Origin of the sequence: Amycolatopsis sp. NPDC004625, from assembly GCF_040609695.1 — a bacterium.
Taxonomy (GTDB): Bacteria; Actinomycetota; Actinomycetes; order Mycobacteriales; family Pseudonocardiaceae; genus Amycolatopsis.
Map to the genome: position 1 here is coordinate 12,961 of NZ_JBEXKX010000027.1, position 20,198 is coordinate 33,158.

The 20,198-nt window shown below is 73.1% G+C and carries 18 protein-coding genes; 15 read left to right on the forward strand and 3 right to left on the reverse strand.

Features of this window, described 5'->3' with window-relative positions:
* The first annotated feature begins 403 nt into the window (after nucleotides 1–403).
* Genes ABZW17_RS27975 through ABZW17_RS27990 form a run of 4 tightly spaced genes read left to right on the forward strand, consistent with a single transcriptional unit; the run spans nucleotide 404 to nucleotide 4,213 of the window.
* Nucleotides 404–880: a PTS sugar transporter subunit IIB gene (locus ABZW17_RS27975; RefSeq protein WP_354820433.1), complete on the forward strand. Its 477-nt coding sequence runs from the start codon at nucleotides 404–406 to the stop codon at nucleotides 878–880.
* A 6-nt stretch (nucleotides 881–886) separates the two neighbouring features.
* Complete coding sequence (locus ABZW17_RS27980) at nucleotides 887–2,506, forward strand: PTS system mannose/fructose/sorbose family transporter subunit IID (RefSeq protein ID WP_354820436.1); 1,620 nt, start codon at nucleotides 887–889, stop codon at nucleotides 2,504–2,506.
* A gap of 10 nt (nucleotides 2,507–2,516) precedes the next feature.
* A complete protein-coding gene (locus ABZW17_RS27985) occupies nucleotides 2,517–2,909 on the forward strand; it encodes a PTS mannose transporter subunit IIAB (RefSeq protein WP_354820439.1) in 393 nt (130 codons plus the stop codon).
* Complete coding sequence (locus tag ABZW17_RS27990; protein WP_354820442.1) at nucleotides 2,906–4,213, forward strand: hypothetical protein; 1,308 nt, start codon at nucleotides 2,906–2,908, stop codon at nucleotides 4,211–4,213. The genes ABZW17_RS27985 and ABZW17_RS27990 overlap by 4 nt, the downstream gene beginning before the upstream one ends.
* 3 nt (nucleotides 4,214–4,216) lie before the next feature.
* Here the strand turns inward: ABZW17_RS27990 and ABZW17_RS27995 are convergent, their stop codons facing one another.
* Nucleotides 4,217–4,987: a GntR family transcriptional regulator gene (locus ABZW17_RS27995; RefSeq protein WP_354820444.1), complete on the reverse strand. Its 771-nt coding sequence runs from the start codon at nucleotides 4,985–4,987 to the stop codon at nucleotides 4,217–4,219.
* Nucleotides 4,988–5,298: 311 nt separating this feature from the next.
* Complete coding sequence (locus tag ABZW17_RS28000) at nucleotides 5,299–8,376, reverse strand: BTAD domain-containing putative transcriptional regulator (protein WP_354820447.1); 3,078 nt, start codon at nucleotides 8,374–8,376, stop codon at nucleotides 5,299–5,301.
* Between the two features lie 86 nt (nucleotides 8,377–8,462).
* Here ABZW17_RS28000 and ABZW17_RS28005 point away from each other — a divergent pair, with 86 nt between their 5' ends.
* The 11 genes from ABZW17_RS28005 to ABZW17_RS28055 all read left to right on the forward strand — a co-directional run bounded on the left by ABZW17_RS28005 (nucleotide 8,463) and on the right by ABZW17_RS28055 (nucleotide 19,974).
* On the forward strand, nucleotides 8,463–9,077 hold the full coding sequence (locus tag ABZW17_RS28005; protein WP_354820450.1) for a thioesterase domain-containing protein: 615 nt from the start codon (nucleotides 8,463–8,465) through the stop codon (nucleotides 9,075–9,077).
* 243 nt (nucleotides 9,078–9,320) lie between these two features.
* Nucleotides 9,321–10,550 carry an MFS transporter gene (locus ABZW17_RS28010; RefSeq protein ID WP_354820453.1) on the forward strand — a complete coding sequence of 410 codons (1,230 nt, stop codon included), beginning with the start codon at nucleotides 9,321–9,323 and terminating at the stop codon, nucleotides 10,548–10,550.
* A gap of 610 nt (nucleotides 10,551–11,160) precedes the next feature.
* A complete protein-coding gene (locus tag ABZW17_RS28015; RefSeq protein WP_354820456.1) occupies nucleotides 11,161–12,138 on the forward strand; it encodes an ABC transporter substrate-binding protein in 978 nt (325 codons plus the stop codon).
* Between the two features lie 224 nt (nucleotides 12,139–12,362).
* Nucleotides 12,363–13,154 (forward strand): ABC transporter ATP-binding protein, encoded by a 792-nt coding sequence (locus ABZW17_RS28020; RefSeq protein WP_354820459.1) that lies wholly within the window; start codon nucleotides 12,363–12,365, stop codon nucleotides 13,152–13,154.
* Nucleotides 13,147–13,854 carry an ABC transporter ATP-binding protein gene (locus ABZW17_RS28025; RefSeq protein ID WP_354820462.1) on the forward strand — a complete coding sequence of 236 codons (708 nt, stop codon included), beginning with the start codon at nucleotides 13,147–13,149 and terminating at the stop codon, nucleotides 13,852–13,854. The genes ABZW17_RS28020 and ABZW17_RS28025 overlap by 8 nt, the downstream gene beginning before the upstream one ends.
* A gap of 25 nt (nucleotides 13,855–13,879) precedes the next feature.
* Entirely contained in the window at nucleotides 13,880–14,731 is an 852-nt protein-coding gene (locus ABZW17_RS28030; protein WP_354820465.1) for a branched-chain amino acid ABC transporter permease, read from the forward strand.
* A complete protein-coding gene (locus ABZW17_RS28035) occupies nucleotides 14,728–15,774 on the forward strand; it encodes a branched-chain amino acid ABC transporter permease (protein ID WP_354820468.1) in 1,047 nt (348 codons plus the stop codon). Before ABZW17_RS28030 ends, ABZW17_RS28035 begins: the two co-directional genes overlap by 4 nt.
* 11 nt (nucleotides 15,775–15,785) lie before the next feature.
* Complete coding sequence (locus tag ABZW17_RS28040) at nucleotides 15,786–17,099, forward strand: ABC transporter substrate-binding protein (protein WP_354820471.1); 1,314 nt, start codon at nucleotides 15,786–15,788, stop codon at nucleotides 17,097–17,099.
* A gap of 55 nt (nucleotides 17,100–17,154) precedes the next feature.
* Entirely contained in the window at nucleotides 17,155–17,721 is a 567-nt protein-coding gene (locus ABZW17_RS28045; RefSeq protein WP_354820474.1) for a TetR/AcrR family transcriptional regulator, read from the forward strand.
* Between the two features lie 21 nt (nucleotides 17,722–17,742).
* Nucleotides 17,743–18,690, forward strand: a complete 948-nt coding sequence (locus tag ABZW17_RS28050; protein ID WP_354820477.1) for a helix-turn-helix domain-containing protein — start codon at nucleotides 17,743–17,745, stop codon at nucleotides 18,688–18,690.
* A 189-nt stretch (nucleotides 18,691–18,879) separates the two neighbouring features.
* Complete coding sequence (locus tag ABZW17_RS28055) at nucleotides 18,880–19,974, forward strand: Cmx/CmrA family chloramphenicol efflux MFS transporter (protein WP_354820480.1); 1,095 nt, start codon at nucleotides 18,880–18,882, stop codon at nucleotides 19,972–19,974.
* On the opposite strand, the gene ABZW17_RS28060 is transcribed toward ABZW17_RS28055, so the two are convergent.
* Nucleotides 19,943–20,137 carry a hypothetical protein gene (locus ABZW17_RS28060; RefSeq protein WP_354820483.1) on the reverse strand — a complete coding sequence of 65 codons (195 nt, stop codon included), beginning with the start codon at nucleotides 20,135–20,137 and terminating at the stop codon, nucleotides 19,943–19,945. The genes ABZW17_RS28055 and ABZW17_RS28060 overlap by 32 nt on opposite strands.
* Between the last annotated feature and the right edge of the window lie 61 nt (nucleotides 20,138–20,198).

Consider the following 20,198-nt stretch of genomic DNA (forward strand, 5'->3'; position numbering starts at 1 on the left):
ACCAGGTTGCGCGGATCCGCCGGGAAATGTCCGGCCGGCCGCCGGCTGGCGGTCTAGACCAATGGGGATACTAGGTACGGGTCCGGCGGCTGTCACTGACAGGACCGGACACCGGTGGGTGAACTTTCCCCGGGCGATTCGCGGTGAATTTCGGTCGGGCGACCGCCCGAGAATTTTTCGGATCTCGCCGTGGCCAGGGTCTTGACAGTCGATCACGACCGTCCATACTGGTATATACCTTTATGGGAGGGTCCGGGCCGAAAAAAGAGGAAGACTTCGCGCTCACGGGCCGACGGAAGGTCTGAGGGGTCCTTCCGTCGGCCGCGCGAAGGCCGGTCACCGGCAGTGTTGACACAGATACTGGTACGAACCAGTATGTCTCCTGCCGTCCGGGAGGAGAAACATGACGGGGGCACACGTCCGGATCGACAACCGGCTGATCCACGGGCAGGTCACCGTCGCGTGGACCCGCCGCCTCGGCGTCCGCCGGCTGGTCGTCTGCAACGACGACGTCGCCGCCGACGAGCTCCAGTGCCTGCTGCTCCCGCAGGCCGCCCGCGGGCTGCCCACCGACGTGCTGTCCGTCGAGGCCACGCTGGCCGCCGAGCCCGGCGGCGACACCATGATCATCGCGAAGCACCCCGAGGACGTCTTCCGCCTCGTCGAGGGCGGGCTGCGGCCCGAGGTCGTCAACGTCGGCAACGTCGCCCCCCGCCCGGGTGAAAAAAGCACCATGGTCACCCGCTCGGCCGCGGTCACCGCGGACGAGGCCGACGCCTACCGCAAACTCGCCGCCACGGGCGTCCCGCTGGTCACGCAGCTGCTGCCGCAGGACAAGCCCGCCGATTTCGTCTCGTTGCTCGACCGGAAAGGGCTCTAGCTCCGCATGCTCGTCGCGTTGGCCCTGACCCTCTGGGCGATCTACTGCACGTACGACGGCCTCGGGCCGTTCCTCATCTACGCCCAGCGCCCGCTGATCGCCGGCTCGGTGGCCGGCCTGATCGTCGGCCACCCCCTGCTCGGCCTGCTGATCGGCGCGACGCTGGAGCTGGCCGCGCTCGGCGTCTACACCTACGGCGGCGCCACCATCCCGGACTACCAGACCGGCGCGATCGTCGGCACCGCGCTGGCCGCGGGCGCCGCCGGTGCGCCGGCCGCGCAGGCCGCGATCGGGATCGGCGTCGGGCTGCCCGCGGCGATCCTGCTTTCGGCGCTGGACCCGGTCGGCAAGATGGTGACCACCGCGCTGGTGCACCGGGCCGACGGCTACGCCGCCGACGGCAACGCGCGCGGCCTGGCGATGATCCACTGGGTGAGCCTGGTCCCGTGGGTCGCGGTGCGCGCGATCCCGACGTTCCTGGCCGCGCTCGCCGCGTCCGGCGGGCTGGTCAAGGACATCACCGCGAGCATCCCGGCCGGGTTCGTGCAGGGCATGACGCTCGCCGGCTCGCTGCTGCCGGCGGTCGGCTTCGCGCTGCTGCTGGGCATGATGGAGCTGTCGCGGTACTGGTACCTGCTGCTCATCGGGTTCGTCGGGTTCGCCTACCTGAAACTGCCGGTGTTCGGGATCGCGCTGGTCGGCGTGGCGGTGGCGATGCTGTTCGTGACGCTGAAGCGCGACGAACCCGCGCTCGCCGTCCCCGCCGTCGAAGCCGAAGAGCCCGCCGCCGACCCGCGGCTGACGAAACAGGACCTGCGCCGCGCGTTCCGCCGGTACTTCTGGTCCAGCCAGATCTCCTGGAACTACGAGCGGATGCAGGCGCTCGGCTTCGCGTACTCGATGGAGCCCGTGCTGCGCCGGCTCTACCCGGAGAAGGCCGACTACGTCGCCGGCCTGCAGCGGCACCTGCAGTTCTTCAACACCTCCGTGCTCGTCGGCGGCCCGCTGATCCTCGGCTCCAGCGTCGCCCTCGAAGAAGCGGGCACGCCGAAGTCGGCGGCGAGCACCAAGGTCGCGCTGATGGGACCGCTGGCCGGCATCGGCGACACCGTGGTCTTCGCGCTGTACAACAGCATCGTCTTCACCATGGGCGCGTCGTGGGCGCTGCAGGGCAACTGGCTCGGCCCGGTCTTCGCCGCGGTGATGGTGCTCGTGCCCTACGCGCTCATCCGGCGCTGGCAGTTCGGGTTCGCCTACCGCGAGGGCAGGCGGCTGGCCGGGCACCTCGCCGCCGGTGCGCTCGCCCGCGTCGCCCAGGGGGCGACCGTGCTCGGGTTCGTCGTGCTCGGCGGGTTCATCCCGTCGATCGTCAAGGTCGTCACCACCCTCACCTACCGGCAGACCACCACGGTCCAGGGGCAGCCGGTGACGCAGGCGGTGGCGATCCAGGACCGGCTCGACGAGCTGCTGCCGTTCCTGCTCCCGGTGCTCGTCACGGCCGGGGTCTACCTGCTGACGGTCAAGGCGCGGCTGCGGCCGGTCTGGGTCATCGGCATCGTCGTCGTCGCCGGGGTCGTCCTGGGGTGGCTCGGCTGGTTCGCGCCGTCGGCCCCGGCGAAGAGTTAGGGGGTCCGCCATGAGTGTTCCGATCATCCTGGCCGGTCACGGCCACTTGCCCTCCGGCGTCGGGGAGGCCGCCGAGATGATCCTCGGCCCGCAGACGCGGCTGAAGGTGTGCGAGCTGAGCCCGCGCGACAGCCCCGAGGAGTTCGGCCGCCGGGTGCTCGAACTCGCCCACCAGGCCACCGGTGTGCTCGTGCTCGCCGACCTGCACGGCGGGTCGCCGTTCAACGCCGTCCGCGCGCTCGCCGCCGGCCCCGGCCCGCGCATCGAGCTGGTCTCCGGGCTGAACCTGCCGATGCTGCTGGAAGTCCTGCTGCACACGACCGACGACGTCACCGAGCTCGCCGGGGTGGCTCGCGCCGCCGGCCGCGACGGCGTCGTCGACGTCCTGGAATCGACCTGGTGACCGCCGCGCTCCTGCTGGCCGCCCAGGACGTCCGGATCACGCCGGGACCCGGGCACCGGCTCGGCGGCTACCTGGCCCGGCACGGCGTCGCGACCGGCACGCACGACGACCTCGAAGCGTCCCTGATCTGGCTGTCCACCGAAGACGACCCCGGCGTGGTGTGGGTGGCGCTCGACGCGCTCGCGGTCGACGCCGGGCTGACCCGCACCCTGGCCGACGCGGTCGCCGCGGCCGTGGACATCGACCCGGACCGGGTGCTGGTCTGCGCGTCGCACACGCATTCCGGGCCCGAAGGCTGGACCGGCCAGCTGCACCCCGGGCTGCCGGGGCAGCGCGACGCCGGGCTGGTCGGCCGGATGGCGGAGAAGGTCACCGGCGCCGCGCTGCGGCTGCGCGCCTGCCGCGGCCGGGTCCGGGCGCGCTGGCACGCGGGCGAGACGGAGGCCGTCGGCGGCAACCGCTACCGCCCCGACGGGCCGCACGACACGTCGTTCGGCGTGCTCGAACTGCGCCGCGACGACGGCAGCCCGGCCGCGCTGCTGTTCGACTACGCGAGCCACCCCACCGTGCTCGGCCCGGACAACCTCGCCTGGTCGGCGGACTGGCCGGGGGCGACCCGCCGCGAGCTGGCCACCCTGGTCGGGCAGCCGGTGGCGGCGTTCCTGCAGGGCGCGGCGGGCGACGCCAGCTCCCGGTTCGTCCGCCGCGGCCGCGACCACGCCGAGGTCCGCACGCTCGGCGGCCACCTGGCGACGTCGATCGCGCGCACGCTCGCGGCGGTGTCGTCCCCGGCCGCGGCCGGCGGCCCGGTCCGGCTGACCCGGTCCACGCTGCACCTGCCTTATCGCGAGGTGCCGTCGCTGGAGAACAGCGTGGAGCTGCGTGATGCGGCGGAGGCGGAGTGGCAGCGCGAGCTGGCCGGCCACGGCGAGGACCACCCGGCGGTCCGGATCGCGCAGACCCGCTACGAAGGCTGCGCGATGCTCGCGACGATGGCGGCGGGCGGACGGCCCACCGGCTGCGCCGAGGTGCCGGTCAGCGTGGTGTCGCTGGGGGAGATCGCGTGGCTGCACACGCCGTTCGAGCTGTTCGCGTCCCTGGGCCTGCGCATCCGCCGCGGCAGCCCGTTCCGCCACACGCGCGTGATCGGCTACACCGACGGCTACCTGGGCTACCTGCCGGACGCCGACGGTCACCGCGACGGGATCTACGAGTCGTACGTGACGCTGTTCGGCCCGGAGTCCGGGGACGAGCTGGTGGAGCACTGCCTGCGGGTGCTGCGGGCGCACCAGGCCCGCTGCTGACGGTCAGGAGGCCGGGCTGCGCCGCGCCTGGGTGAAGACCGTGTAGCGGTCGGCCCGGTACAGGGACCGGCCCGCCTCGATGACACCACCGCTCTGGTCGTGCAGGGTGCCCTCGATGATCAGGCACGGCTGGGTGGCTTCGATGCCGAGCAGGGCGGCGTCGTTGCTGTTGGGCAGCACCGCGGAGATCGCGGTGTCGTTCCACTCGGCGCGCACGCCCCAGCGTTCCTCGATCGTGCGGTGCAGGGACTGGGTCTCCCAGTCGAACAGCTCGATGTCCGGGAACCGGTCGACGGACAGGTTGGTGCGCTCGACGGCGAACGGCTCGTCCTCGACGTACCGCAGCCGTTCCAGCCGGAACACCCGCGCACCCGGCGGCACGTTGAGCCGCCCGGCGATCCGCGGGCCGGCGCTCTCGACCTCGGCGTGCAGGACCTTGGTCTTGGGGACGACACCGCGGGCCTGCATGTCCTCGGTGAACGAGGTCAGCATGTCGATGTGCGCGGCCTGCCGTTCGGCGGTGAAGGTGGCGGTGCCGTGCTGGCGGTAGAGGACGCCGTCGGCGACCAGCCGGTTGACCTCCTGCCGCACGGTGCCGCGCGCCACCTGGAAGTGCTCGGCGAGAAACCGTTCCGACGGCATCAGCCGCCCGGGCCCGGCTTCGGTCGCGACGCTTTCCAGGATCTCGCGCAGCTGGTCACCCTTGGGCCGCCCCGGCTGCAGCGCGTCCGGGAGGCGCAGATCGCTCGCGGGAACGTGTTTCGGACGGGGCATGACTTCAGTATGTCGCGCAACGTCGCCGGAGGTAACACCCGCCGCACTCCAACCGGCCGCGCACCGGCCGCGCACGGGTCGTGAGTGGTAAGGAGTGTTCTAACTCGCTTTACCACTCACGACCAGCCGCGGTAGGCCGCCGGAACTGTCGGTGGCCGCCGGTAAGCTGGATACCGGGGGCCGGAGGCGTCGCTGCTCAGCCGGTGGCGCGGCCGCTTTGCGTGGCCAGGGACTCCAGCGGACGCTGTGTCCGGCGACGCGGCCGCCCAACCCAGCCAGGGACTCCGGTGAGCTGCGCCCGGCGGCCCGGTTCAGCCGGTGGCGCGGCCGCCCAACCTCGCCAGGAACCCCGTCGCCACTGCCTCTCCCGTCACGTGTCCCACCGCTCGGTACAGGCCCTCCGACTCCCGGGCCGTTCCCTCCGCCAGCATCGACCGGCCCGCCGCCGCCTGGACCGCCGCCAAGCCCAGCAGTGCCTCCGCCTCCACCACGCGGAACCCGCCCGCGCGGGCCGCGTCGAGGGCCGTCCTCGCGTGCTCGCCCGCCTCGGCCGCGCGGCCGCCCGCGGCCAGGACGCGGGCCAGTGTTGCCGCCGCTTCCGCCAGCTGGCCGCGCAGGCCCGACTCCGCCGTCAGCGACCTCGCCTCGCGCAAAACACGCTCCGCCGCCTCCAGGTCGCCCCGGCCCTCCTCGGCCCGGCCCAGTGCGATGAGCGCCGCCGCCTCGACCTGGCGGTCGCCGTCGCGGCGGACGCACTCCAGGGCCGCCTCGGCCGTGGCCGCCGCCTCCGCGTGGGCGCCGCGGGCGATCTGCAACGCGCTCACCACGTTCAGCGCCGTCGCCTCGCCGAAGCTGGATCCCACCTCGCGGAACGCCTGCAACGCCTGGTCCAGGACCTCCCCGGCCTTCGCCAGCCGTCCCGTGGCCAGCAGGACGTACCCGAGGTCGGCGAGGTTGGCCGCCTCCCAGAACGCCAGGTCCTCCTTGCGGGCCAGCGCGATCGCCTCGACCAGGCAGTCCTCCGCCTGTTCCAGCCGGCCCAGCTGGCGGTAGTGGCAGCTCAGCGAATTCAGCGCCAGGGCCTCGCCCGACCGGTTGGCCAGCTCGCGGAACAGCTGGATCGCGCGCCGGCTGTGCTCCACCGCCTCCGACAGGCGGCCGGTCCACTCCAGCATCGCGCCGAGGTTCGCGACCGCCGTCGCCTCGCACTGCCGCCAGCCGCACGCCCGGCTCGCCAGGACCGCCTTCTCCGTGTGCCGGATGCCGGCTTCGTGCTGGCCTTCGCGGAAGTACGCGCCGCCGATCGACAGCTGCACCAGCGCTTCCGCGGGCTGCGCGCCGTGGTCCTGCGCCGCGCGCAGCACGATCGGGGCCAGCTCGAGCCATTCCGCGCGACGGCCGTGGTCGTGGAAGAACCGCCGCAACGCGTCGGCGAGGTACCAGGCGCCCGGGTACGGCCCGCGCGTCGCCGCCTGCCGCAGCGCCGCCGACAGATTCGGCACCTCGACGTCCAGCCAGGCCACGGCGGAGGCGGCGTCGGCGAAGGCGACCGGGCTCGGCGCCGACGGTGCGTCCTCGCGGGGCAGCGCCACGATCCGCGCGCCCAGCAGCGCCACCGCCGCGTCCGCGGCCGCGCAGTAGCCGGTGAACAGCCGCTCCCACGCCCGGTCGCGCGCGGGTTCGTCCTCCTCGGCGCGGACGCACTGCTCGGCGTACCGGCGGGCCAGGTCGTGGAACCGGAAGCGGCGGGGCGCGTGCGCCTCGAGGAGGTTCGCCGCGGCCAGCCCGCGCAGCCGGCGGGTCGCCTCCTCGGCCGGGACGTCCAGCAGCGCCGCCGCGTCGACCGCCGTGAAGTCGGCGCCCGGCACCAGCGCCAGCAGCCGGAACGCCTGCCGCAGGCCGGGCGGCAGCGCCTGGTACGACACCGAAAACGCCTTCGCGACGGCGCTTTCGCCGTCGAAGCCCAGGTACGCCAGTGGATCGCCGCGCAGCTCTTCGACGAGCTCGCCGATACTGGCGACGCCGGTGTTCGCCGCGGCGATCCGCAGGGCCAGCGGGTGGTGGCCGCAGAGCCGGGCCAGTTCGGCGGCGGCCTCCGGTTCGGCGGCCGTCCGGTCGCCGAGCAGGGCGGTCAGCAGCGCCCGGGAGTCGTCCTCGCGCAGCTGCGCCAGCCCGAGCGACCGCGCGCCGACGCGGGCGACCAGCTCGTCGAGCCGGTGCCGGCTGGTCACCAGCACCCGGCCCGAGGACGGCAGCAGCGGCAGCACCTGCGCGGTGTCGCGGGCGTTGTCCAGCACCACCAGCGCCTGCCGGTCGGCCAGCAGCGACCGGTAGAGCTTGCTCTGGTCGTCGACGCCGGGCGGCACGTCCCGCAGGTCGACGCCGAGGGTGCGCAGCAGCTGCGCGAGCGCGGCGGCGGAGGTGAGCGGCTCGTCGTCGGCGTCGAAGCCGCGCAGGTTCACGTACAGCTGGCCATCGGGGTAGCGGGTGCGCGCGGTGTGGGCCCAGTGCACGGCCAGCGCGGTCTTGCCGACGCCCGCGGTGCCGGTGATCACCCAGACATCACCGGGTTCGTCGAGCGCGGCCAGCTCCGCGGCGCGGCCGGCGAACCCGCGGACGTCGAGCGGCAGTTCGGCGGGGCGCGGCGGACCGGCGGCGGCGGGCGGCGCCGGTTCGCCCTCGCCGCGCAGGATCCGCATCCGCAGGTCCTGCAGGGCCTGGCCGGGTTCGATGCCGAGTTCGTCGACGAGCAGCTCGTGCGCCCGGGTGTAGGTCTCCAGCGCCTCGGGGGTCCGGCCGCAGCGGTGCAGCGCGAGCATCAGCGCGGCCCGCAGGCGTTCGCGGAACGGGTGTTCGTCGACGAGCCGCCGCAGTTCCCCGACGACCTCGCCGTGCCGGCCGGCCACGAGCTCCTGCTCGTACAGCTCCTCCAGCACGACGAGCCGGCGTTCGGCCAGCGCGGGGCCTTCGTGCGCGGCCAGTTCGCCGCTCACCCCGCCGAGCGGCGTGCCCTCCCACAGCGCCAGCGCGGCCCGCAGGTGCGCGACGGCGTCCGCCCCGGACGTCGCCCTGGCCTTGGCGACTTCGGCTTCGAACACGTCGAGGTCGCGGTCGCCGGGCGCGACCTCGATCAGATAGCCGGACGCGCGCCGCACGATCACGTCCCGGCCGAGCAGCTTCCGCAGTTCGGAGACGTGCACCTGCAGCCGGCCGCGCACGCTCGGCGGCGCGTCTTCGCCCCAGGTGAGGTCGATGAGGCGGTCTTCGGTGACCACCCGGTTGGGGTTGAGCAGCAGCGCGGCCAGCACGGACGTCTGTTTCCGGCCGCCGGGCCGCACCGGGCCGCTCTCGCCGAGGACGGTGATCGGCCCGAGCAGGCGGTAGCGCACGTGATACCCCCGGAAGGCGGACCGAAGCGGAACGGAAGTGCCGTGATCGACACTAGCCGTGGACAGCTGGGAAGGGAGGCCACGGGGTGGACCGAGACGACGCGGAGCGCCTGTTGTTCGTGTGTTTCCCGGAGGGCGGCGAAGCGGCCGGCCGCTACCGGGCCTGGCGCGATCCCCGGATCGCGGTGCACGTCGTCGAGCTGCCCGGCCGGGGCGGGCGCCGGGAAGAGCACCCGTACCGGGACATGTGGCTGCTGGTCGAGTCCCTGGCCGCGGAACTGGCGGGGGCGCTGGCCCGCCCGCACGTGCTGTTCGGCGCGGGCCTCGGCGCGCTCGTCGCCTACCGGCTGGCCCAGCGGCGGGTGGCCGCGGGACTGGGGGTCCCGCGGGCACTCGTCGTGGCGCACCAGGCCCCGCCGGACCGCGCGGCGCGCGCGGTCCCGGAGAAGGCGGAGCCGGCCGACGTGAGCCTGCTGGTCAGCGACGGGCACGTGCCGGTGGCGCCGCCGCTGCCGTGCCCGATCCGGGGGTTCGGCGAGCCGCAGGTGATGACGGGCTGGGGCGAGCACACCAGCGCGGGGTTCGTGCTCACCCCGGCACGGGCCCAGGACAGCGCGGCGCTGCTGCGGGACGCGGTCCTGCGGGCGGGGTACCTGATCTCGGCACTGGCCGGGCCGCCGCCGAGGCTGACGGAGGCGTAGGTCCGGGCCTGGGGCGCGACCGGCGGTGCCGGGCCGCGGGATGAGCACGCCGGCGCGGGGTGCGTGCTCATCCCGGCGCGGCAGCCGATCTCAACGTCCGTCGGCGGGCCTTCGCCGCGGCGGTGGTGTTCGAACGCCGGGCGGATCGCCGAGGGCGCCTCGGCCACGCCCGCCGAGGCCGGCCGGGGCGCAGCAGGCCGCGGCAATGCATAAGCGCTGTTACAATCGCCGGGTGATCCGGCCGTGCTGACCCGCGCCCTCGTCGACCTCGCTCCGCTCCGCACCTCCCCGCCCTTCCGGCGGCTCTGGCTGGGTCGCGTCTTCTCCGGTTTCGGGGCCCAGATGACCCTCGTCGCCGTGATGTTCCAGGTTTGGGAGCAGACCCGCAGCACCGTCTGGACCGGTGCCGTCGGGCTCGCGCAAGCCGTGCCGGTCATCGCCTTCGGCCTCTTCGCCGGCTCGCTCGTGGACCGGGTCGATCGGCGGAAGTTCGCCCTCGTCACCACCGCCGGGCAGGCCGGCTGCTCGGTTCTCCTTGCCGTGCAAGGGTTCCTCGTGAACGTGCCCGTGCTCGCGGTGCTGGCCCTGGTCGCCGCCCAGTCCTGCTTCGTCGCGGGTGGCGGGCCCGTTGCGCGCACCTTCGTCCCGCGGCTGCTGCCTCCCGGCCAGCTGCCGGCCGGGCTCGCGCTGAACCGGATCGCCTTCCAGGGCGCGATGCTGCTCGGCCCCGCGGTCGGCGGGCTCGTCCTCGGACGCTTCGGCGTCGGCGGCTGCTACGTCGTCGACGCGCTCACCTTCGGCATGGCCTTCTACGGTCTCGTCGGCCTGCCCGAGATGCTGCCGGGTGGGGAACCGTCGCGGCCCGGGCTGGGCGGGGTGCTCGACGGCCTCGCCTTCCTCGTGCGGACGCCCGTCGTGCGGGGTGCGCTGCTCACCGATCTGGCCGCCACCGTCCTGTCCATGCCGATCAGCCTCTTCCCGCTGGTCAACGCCGAACGCTTCGACGGCGACCCGCGCACCCTCGGCCTGTTCCTCTCGGCCGTCGCGGCCGGTGGGGTCGTGGCCTCGGTGTTCTCCGGGACGTTCACACGCCGGCCGCGGCCGGGCCGGGTGATGCTCGCCGGGTCGGCCGGCTGGGGGGCCGCGCTCGCCGGGTTCGGCCTCGCACCCGGGGCGTGGCCGGCGCTGGCCTGCCTCGTCGTCGCGGGTGCCGCCGACACGGTCTCGGTGGTTTCGCGCGGGGCCCTCGTCCAGCTGGCCACCCCGGACGCGCTGCTGGGCCGGGTCGCCGCGGCCGAGCAGATCGTCGGGCAGGCCGGGCCGGACGTCGGCAACCTGCGTGGCGGGCTCGTCGCCGGGGCCACCTCCGGGGCGTTCGCGCTGGTCAGCGGCGGTCTCCTGTGCATCGCCGCGGTGGTGGCGGTCGGGGCGGCCACGCCCGGCCTGCGCCGCTTCGTGCCGCCCGCGCACTGATTTCCGGTGCGCCACCCCGTTGTTCCGCGTCGAATTCCCCTGCGGCGGCGGGAATCGCTCGCGGGGTCGGAGCACCACCGGAAGAAGCGCCGGTTGGGCTGATCGGCCGCTCGCGGATTCACCCGTCCGGACCTGTCGGACAACCCGCCGCGAGCAGGGCATCCGTCCCCGGCGACGGCGTTCGGCTTCCTATTGTCGATCAATTCTTCGAAGTGTCCATGAATTGTCCAAGAATCGGAACCGGGCTCGCTTTCTTCGGAAGAAAATCGGAACGACAAGGTTGTGTGGACTATCGAAGAGTGACGGCGCCGGGTTTGTTTCCCGTCGCCGATCGGCGGCACGGAGCCGGTCGGGCCTGGTGGTAACACGTTTCACCTGCGGTGGCGAGATCACGAAACCCGGTGCAAAAACGTGGGTTTGTTCCCCTCGGTCGAACCGGCCCTGTCAGTGGGTAACCTGATCGCCCTCTTGTCACTCTTTCGCGTGAACGCGGCGTGCCATATTTCTCGGCAACGCAATTGCGGCCCGGGAAATCGTCATCTACAGTCCGGCTGATCCCGGCCGAACGAGCCGTATTCCGTGATCCGCAGAATCCTCCCCGAGGAGTGGCATGCCCCAACGCCCCTCGACGCGCCGGCTCGCCGTGCTCGCCCTGATCGCCGTCCTGGTGACCGGGTGCAGCCAGCTCAAGGGCTCCACCGCCGCCGGTGCCGTCGAAAAGCCCACGATCCGGGTCGCGATCCTCACCACCGTCGACCTCGCCACCCTGTGGCTGGCGCAGGAAGGCGGCTACTTCAAGGCCGAAGGCCTCGAAGTGCAGACCGACGTCGGCACCAGCGGCCAGGACACGCTGACCCGGATGGTGAACGGCCAGGACGACCTCGCGCTGTCCACCTACCCGCTGTTCTTCCTGGCCAAGAACAACGGCACCGCGGACATCAAGCTGGTGGCCGACGGCACGTCGGCGAGCCCGCGCAGCAACGAGGTCGTCACCGTGCCGAACTCGCCGGTCAAGACCGTGAACGACCTCACCGGCAAGCGCATCGCGATCAGCTCGAAGAACGCGGCGTCGGACGTGCTGACCCGGTCGGTGATGCACGACCACGGCATCGACGCGAGCAAGGTGCAGTGGGTCCCGATGCCGCTGCCGGAGATGGGCGCCGCGCTGGCGCAGGGCCGCGTCGACGCGGCCTACCAGCCCGAACCGTTCCTCACCCAGGCCGCCAAGACCGCCGGCGCGTACCCGGTCGTCGACGCCGCCAGCGGCAGCACCCAGGCGTTCCCCCTCACCGGCTACGGCGCCACCGCCAAGTGGGTCCAGGACCACCCGAAGACGGTGCAGGCGTTCCAGCGCGCGATGGTCAACGCCACGCGCGCCGCGGTGGACCGGTCCCGGATCGAACCGCTCGTCGTCCGCAACGCCAAGGTCGACCAGGACATCGCCAGCCTGATGGTGATGCCGGCCTTCGGGTCCACTCTGGACGCCCGCCGCATCCAGCGGGTCCCGGACCTGCTGCAGCAGCTGGGCGTCGTGCAGACGAAGATCGATGCCTCTTCGATGATCGCCCCGCAGGCCGGCACCGGCTGAGCCGGGGCCGGGCCGCCGAGGGGCGGGTGCGCGAGTTCGCGCACCCGCCCTTTTCGTTGTGCCGCCGGGAAGTTTTCCCGGTAGCCGGGCATCGTGAAATTTTCGGACCGCCGGGGGTGAGTCCGGTTTCGGTGGTTCGCACCTTGACACGACCGCCGCCGCACCCCAGTCTCTTCATACCGACCGCGCGGTACGTCGGTGTCCACATGGTGAGAGGGTCGACGATGACGCTTCCCGGCGAGGACCTCCTCGTGGCCGACGGCCTGACCGTGCGCTTCGGTGGTCTCACCGCCCTGAACGACGTCCGCCTGAGCGTCGGCGCGGGCACCGTCGTCGGGGTGATCGGGCCCAACGGCGCCGGCAAGACGACCCTGTTCAACGTCATCTGCGGCTTCGTCCGGCCGCAGGCGGGCCGGGTGCTCTGGCGCGGGCAGCCGCTCGTCCGGCACCGGCCGGACCACCTCGCCCGGCTCGGGATCGTCCGGACGCTGCAGGGCCTCGGCCTGTTCCCGGGCCTGACCGTGCTCGAAAACGTGCTGGCCGGCGCGAGCCGCCACGCCCGCACCGGCGTCCTCCCGGCGCTGGCCGGTGCCGGCCGGTCGGCCCGCGACGAGGCCGACCTGACCGGCCGGGCCCGCGCGGCCCTGGGGGAGCTGGGGATCGCCGACCTCGCCGACCGGTTGCCCGGGGTCCTGCCCTACGGCGTGCGCAAACGCGTGGCGCTCGCCAGGGCGCTGGTGGCCGAGCCGGACCTGCTGCTGCTCGACGAACCGGCGAGCGGGCTCTCGGCCGCCGAGCTCCTCGAGCTCTCGACGCTGATCCTCTCGCTGCGCCGGCAGATGGCGGTGGTGCTGGTCGAGCACCACATGGACCTGGTGATGGAGGTCTGCGACCGGGTGGTGGTGCTGAACTTCGGCGAGGTGATCGCGGCGGGCACCCCGGCCGAGATCCAGGCCGACCCGCGCGTGACCGAGGCCTACCTCGGCGACCCCGCCGAGGAGGCGCCCGGTGCTTGAGATCGAAGACCTGTCCGTGGCCTACGGCGCCGTCCGGGCCCTCGACGGCGTCGGCGTCACCGTCGAGCGCGGCGCGATCACCGCCGTGCTCGGGGCGAACGGCGCCGGGAAGACCACGCTGCTGCGCACCATCAGCGGCCTGCAGCCCGCCCGCGGCGGCCGGATCACCTGGGCCGGCCGGGACCTCACCGGGCTGGCGCCGGACCGCATCGCGCGCGGCGGGGTCGCGCACGTGCCCGAAGGCGGCGGGGTGATCACCGAACTGACCGTCGACGAGAACCTCCGGCTGGGCGCGCTGTGGCGGCGTGACCGCGCCGACCGCGCGGCCGCGCGCAAGGAGGTGTACGAGCTTTTCCCCGCCCTGGACGAACGGGCGGCGAAACCCGCTTCGACGCTGTCGGGCGGCGAACGGCAGATGCTTGCCATCGGCCGCGCCCTGATGAGCCGGCCCGGGCTGCTGCTGCTCGACGAACCGTCGCTCGGGCTCGCGCCGCTGATCACCGCCAGGATCATGGGGATCCTGCGGGACCTGCGCGCGGCCACCGGGCTCACCGTCGTGCTCGTGGAGCAGAACGCGCACTCCGCGCTGTCCATCGCCGACCGCGGGTACGTCCTCGCGCTCGGCCGGGTCGTGGCCGTCGACACCGCGGCCGAACTGCTGGCCGACGACGGTCTCCGGCACGCCTACCTGGGTTTCTGAGCGACATGGAGGTGAACGGTCCGGTATGCAGGACTTCTTCGACCTGACCCTCGGCGGGATCTCGGCCGGCGCGGTGTACGCGGCGCTCGGGCTCGCCCTGGTCATCATCTACCGGGCCACCCGGGTGGTGAACTTCGCGCAGCCCGCCCTCGCCCTGATCTCGACCTACCTCGCGTACTCGGTGACGAAGGCGACGGGCAGCTACTGGCTCGGGTTCGCCGTCGCGATCGTCGCCGGGACCGGGCTGGGCGTCGCCACCGAACGGCTGCTCATCCGGCCACTGCGGCACCGCTCCGAGCTGAGCTCGATCATCGTCACGCTCGGGCTCCTGCTGGTGCTGCAGGCGGTGGCGGGGATGATCTGGTCCAACGAACCGCTGGCCTTCCCGTACGCCTTCGACTTCCGCGGCCGGTTCTCCGCCAACGACCTGTTCGTCGTCCTGGTCGTGCTCGCCATCGCCGCGCTGGTGCTGGTGCTGTTCAAGTACACGCCGCTGGGCCTGCGGATGCGCGCGGCCGCGTTCGCCCCCGAAGTGGCGCGCACGCTCGGCGTGCGGGTCGGGCTGATGCTCACCGCCGGCTGGGGACTGGCCGCGGCCGTCGGCTCGCTGGCCGGGCTGCTCGCCACCCCGCCGTTCCTGTTCCCGAACGTGCTGGACGGCGTCTTCGTCTACGCGCTCACCGCGGCGGTGCTCGGCGGGCTCGACAACCCCTTGGGCACCATCGCCGGCGGGTTCGTCCTCGGCGTCGGACTGTCCTATGTGTCCGGCTACTTCGGACCGGAGATGGTGACGATCGCCGCGCTGGCCATCCTCGTGGTGGTGCTGACCCTGCGGCCCAGCGGGCTGTTCGGCCGGGCCAAGGTGAGGCGGGTATGACCGTGCGCACCAGGACACCGCAGGTCGCGGTGACGCCGGCGAAGAAGGGCCGCGCGCTGCCGCCCTTCCTGGTCCACGTGCTGGCCGCGCTCGGGGCGTTGGCCGTGGTCGTGCTGCTGACCCTGGTCACCGACGAGTTCACCAACCTGCGGCTCGCGACGATCGGCTACTACCTGGTCGCGGTGGCCGGGCTGACCCTGCTGACCGGCCTCACCGGCCAGGTTTCGCTGGGGCACGGCGCCTTCATGTTCATCGGCGCCTACACGGTCGCGCTGCTGGTGAAACACGTGCCGGCGTTCCCGCTGTGGGCCGACCTGCTGCTGGCCTCGGCCGCGGGTGGGCTCGCCGGACTGCTGGCCGGCGCCGCCGCGGCCCGGCTGCGCGGCCCGTACCTCGCCGGGGCGACCCTGGCGCTGGCCGTCGGGCTGCCCGCGCTGACCCGGAAGTTCCCCGACTTCCTGGGCGGCAGCAACGGGTTGAGCTTCACCGTCCACAGCAGACCGGCCGGGATCGGCGTCCCGGAGCTGCGCTGGCAGACCTGGATCGTCTGGCTCAGCGTGCTCCTCGCGCTGGTGCTGGTGGTGAACATCGTCCGCGGCCGGCTCGGCCGGGACTTCCGCGCGGTCCGCGACGACGAGGTCGCCGCCGCGCTGAGCGGGATTCCCGTCGGCCGCACGAAGATCCTCGCGTTCCTGGTGAGCGCGGTCTGTGGCGGGCTCGCCGGTGGCCTGCAGGCGTTCCTGCTCGGCACCGCCGCCCCCGGCTCGTTCACGCCCGCGCTGTCGCTCAGCCTGCTGGCGGCGGTGGTGCTGGGCGGGCTCGGATCGCTCTGGGGCGCGCTGTGGGGCGCGGTCGCGCTCGTCTACTTCCAGGCGTGGTCGGAGGACCTCGCCGACGTGCTGCACCTGAACACCGACGTGGCCAACAACCTCCCGCTCGCGGTGTACGGCGTGATCCTCATCGTCGTCGTGCTCGCCTTCCCGCGCGGCATCCAGGGCGGTTTCCGGTGGCTGCGCGGGCTTCTCCGCCGATCCGCCGAGTGACAAGGAGAACCATGAGAAGGACCAGTATCGGCGCGGGTCTCGCCGTCGTCGCCCTGACGCTCAGCGCGTGCGGGGGCGCCGGGGAGAGCGACGGCGGCGGGCAGCAGGCGGCCGACTCGGCCGTCGGCGTCACCAAGGACACCGTCGTCATCGGCACGCACCAGCCGCTCACCGGGCCGGCCGCGCCCGGGTACAGCAAGATCTCCGTCGGCGCCCGCGCGGTGTACCAGGCGATCAACGACGGCGGCGGGATCAACGGCCGGAAGATCGACTACAAGGTCGAGGACGACGGCTACAACCCGACGAAGACCGTCGAAGTCGTGAAGAAACTCGTCCTGCAGGACAAGGTGTTCGCGATCGTCGGCGGGCTCGGCACGCCGACGCACTCGAAGGTCGTCGACTACCTGAACACCGAAGGCGTGCCGGACCTGCTCGTCTCCTCGGGCGCGCTCGCCTGGGACAACCCGCAGAAGGACCCGATGACCTTCGGGTACCAGGTGGACTACACCCGGGAAGGCAAGATCCAGGGCAAGTACGTCAAGGAGAACTTCGCCGGCAAGAAGGTCGGCTACTTCACGCAGAACGACGACGTCGGCCGCGACACCCAGGCCGGGCTCGACCAGTTCGTCAAGGACCAGACCGTCGTCCGGCAGGGCTACGACAGCGCCAACACCGACGTCACGCCCCAGCTGTCCGCGCTGAAGGGCGCGGGCGCGGAGGTCGTCGTCTGCGCGTGCATCCCGGCGTTCACCGCGCTGGCCATCCTGGCCGCGGCGAAGATCGGCTACCACCCGCAGTTCGTGGTCAGCAGCATCGGCGCGGACCCGGCGACGCTGTCGGGGCTGCTGCAGGACTTCGCCAAGCGCGGCGGCGCGAGCGTGTCGAGCGCGCAGCTGCTGGCCGGCCTGATCGGCACCGGCTACCTGCCGGACGTGGCCCAGACGTCGGACCCGTGGGTCGCCTACTTCAAGGGCATCCACGACAAGTACATCGCGAAGGAGCCGTTCACGAACACCGTGCTGTTCGGCATGGTGCAGGCGTACACGTTCGCGCAGGCGCTCAAGGCGGCCGGACCGGACCCGACGCGGCAGAAGGTCGTCGACGCGATGAGCTCCGGCGCGCTGAAGGGGCCGGGCCTGACACCGTTCGGGTTCTCGAAGGAGTCGCACTCCGGTTATACCGGCGCGTATGTGTTCAAAATCAACCCGGACGTCACGACGACGGTGATCCAGCCACCGGCCGTCACCGACCGCGGCACCGGGGCGATCACGCCGTACTCCGGCGAGCGGGCGACCCCGGAGCAGGTGAACCCGGTGGGCAGGTGAGGGAGGGGCCGGGCTGTCCCGCGGCCCGGCCCGTCCGCTCGCCTAGGGTGGCGCCATGACGGTCAGGGAGAAGGTGGTGCGGGCGGCGGTGCGCCTGTTCGCCGAGAAGGGCTTCGAGGCGACGACGGTCCGGGAGATCGTCGAGGCCGCCGGTGTCACCAAGGGTGGCCTCTACCACTACTTCGAGTCCAAAGACGACCTCCTGTTCGAGATCTACGTGGCGATGCTGCGGATGCAGACGCGGCGGATGGTGACGATCGCCGAGTCGGACCTGCCGCTGCCGGAGCGGCTGCACGCGATCGTCGCCGACGTCGTCGTCACGAGCATCGCCGACCTCGACGCGGCGACGGTGTTCTTCCAGTCGTTCCCGCTGCTGGAGAAGTCCAAGCAGGTCCAGGTGCGGGCCGAGCGGCGCACCTACCACGAGCGGGTGCGTGACCTGGTCGCCGAGGGCCAGCGGACCGGCGTCTTCCGCGCCGACGTCCCGGCCGACCTGGTGATCAACTACCACTTCGGCGCCATCCACCGGCTGGGCATGTGGTACCACGCCGACGGCGAGCTGTCGGGGGAGCAGGTGGGCGCGCACTTCGCGAACCTGATGCTGCGCAGCCTCCGTCCATAGTGGACGATCTATCGTGGGGGCATGCACACCGTGGCCGTCCTCGCGCTGGACCGGGTCGTCCCGTTCGACCTGGCGACGCCCATCGAAGTCTTCTCGCGCACCCGCCTCCCGGACGGCGCCCCGGCGTACGACGTCCGGATCTGCGGGGCCCGGCCGGAAGTCGACGCGGGGACGTTCACGCTGCGGCCGCCGTGGGACCTGGCCGGGCTCGCCGACGCGGACACGATCATGGTGCCGGGCCGCTCGTCGAACCCGCCGGTGCCACCCGAGGTGCTGACGGCGTTGCGCGCGGCGGCGGCCCGGGGCACGCGGATCGCGTCGATCTGCTCGGGCGCGTTCGTCCTGGCGGCGACAGGCCTGCTGGACGGGCGCCGCGCGACGACCCACTGGGCCGCGGCGGCCGAGCTGGCCCGCCTGCACCCGGCGGTGCAGGTGGACCCGGACGTGCTGTACGTGGACAACGGCCAGTTCCTGAGTTCGGCGGGCGCGGCGGCGGGCCTGGACCTGTGCCTCCACCTGATCCGCCGTGACCACGGTTCGGCGGTGGCGGCCGACGCGGCCCGGCTGTCGGTGATGCCGCTGGAGCGCGAAGGCGGTCAGGCGCAGTTCATCGCGCAGGATCCCCCGCCGGTCCCGCGCGGATCGGAGCTGGAGCCGGTCCTGGCGTGGCTGGAGCAGAACTGCGCGGACGAGCTGACGCTCCCGGCCATCGCGGCCCGGGTGGGGATGAGCACGCGGACGCTGAACCGCCGCTTCCGCGAGCAGACGGGAACGACCCCGCTGCAGTGGCTGCTGCGGGCCCGGGTCCGGCGCGCGCAGTACCTGCTGGAGGCGACGGGGGAGCCGGTGGACCGGATCGCGGCGCAGGTGGGGTTCGGGTCGCCGACGGCGTTCCGGGAGCGGTTCAAGCGGGTGGTGGGCACGAGCCCGCAGGCGTACCGGGCGAGGTTCCGGGGCGCCGCAGTGTAGGGAGTAGGTCGGGACACGGCGGGCGTAAACCGGTCGCCGCGGCGATCTCGCGGCCGGTAGGGTCGGCCGCGTGTCGAGCCCCGAAGCGTCCAGGGTCGGGCTGCCGGTCATCCGCGCAGTCCGGTAATCGCCGTTCTTCCCGGGTGACCACGAAATCGTCCGCCGATTCCGTGTTCCCTGGAGTTTCGTGTGCCCCTGTACTTCCTCGCCCTGGCCGTGTTCGCCATGGGCACGTCCGAATTCATGCTCGCCGGGCTGGTGCCCGGCATCGCCGCCGCGCTCGGGGTGTCCCTCGCGCAGGCCGGCTTCCTGACCTCCGCCTTCGCCCTCGGCATGGTCGCCGGTGCCCCCCTGATGGCCGCGCTCGCGCGGACGTGGCGGCGCCGCTCCGCCCTCCTCTGCTTCCTCGCCGTCTTCGTCGCCGCGCACGTCGCAGGCGCGCTGACGACGTCGTTCGCCGTCCTCGTCGGCACCCGGCTGGTGGCCGCCGTCGCCAACGCCGGGTTCCTCGCCGTCGCCTTGACCGCCGCCGCCGCGCTCGTCCCGCCCGGGCGGCAGGGCCGGGCGCTCGCCGTCCTGCTGGGCGGGACCACCGTGGCGTGCGTGGCCGGCGTCCCCGGTGGGGCGGTGCTGGACGCCGTCTTCGGGTGGCGCGCCGCGTTCTGGGCGGTCGTCCTCCTCTGCCTGCCCGCCGTCGCCGGGGTGTGGCGGGTGCCCGACACCCCGGCCGGGACGAAACCCGCCGGGCTGCGGGCCGAACTGGCCGAGCTCCGCCCGCTGGCCTGGGTGCTGCTGCTCGCCGCGCTGGTCAACGCGGCCACCTTCGGTGCCTTCACCTACCTCGCGCCGCTCGCCGCCGGCCTCGCGCCCGTCCCGGTGGTGCTCGCCGCGTTCGGCGTGGGCTGCTTCGCCGGCGTGACCGTGGCGGGCCGGCTCGCGGACCGGTGGCCCGGCCGGGTCGTGGCGCTCGGTGGCTCGCTCCTGCTCGCCGGCTGGATCACGCTGGCCCTCGTCCCCGCGGCCCTGCCGGCGCTCGCCTTCACGCAGGGGGCGTTGTCGTTCGCGGTCGGCGGCACGGTGATCACGCGGATCCTGCACCTCGCCACCGGCGCCCCCACGATGGCCGGGTCCTACGCGACCGCGGCGCTCAACGCCGGCGCCACGGCCGGCCCCCTGCTCGCCGGTGCCCTGCTCGGAATCCTCAGCCCGTTCTGGACGGCCGCCGCGCTGGTCGCCGCGGCCCTCGCGGTCGTCAGGCGCGCCGGCGCCGGACGTAGTGGGTGACCAGCAGCGCGATCATCACCACGGCGATCGCGCCGGCCACCATCCGGGGCACCAGCCCGAGTCCCACCAGGGGACCGGCCGCGTTGACCGTGCCGCTGACCACCAACCCCAGCCACAGCAGGACCGGGCTGGAAGAACGCGTCGAAACGTTGTCGTTGTTCATGTCCGGAACGCTAGACAGCCGCCGCGGCAACGAGAATGCCGTGCGCACCCGGATGCGGGGT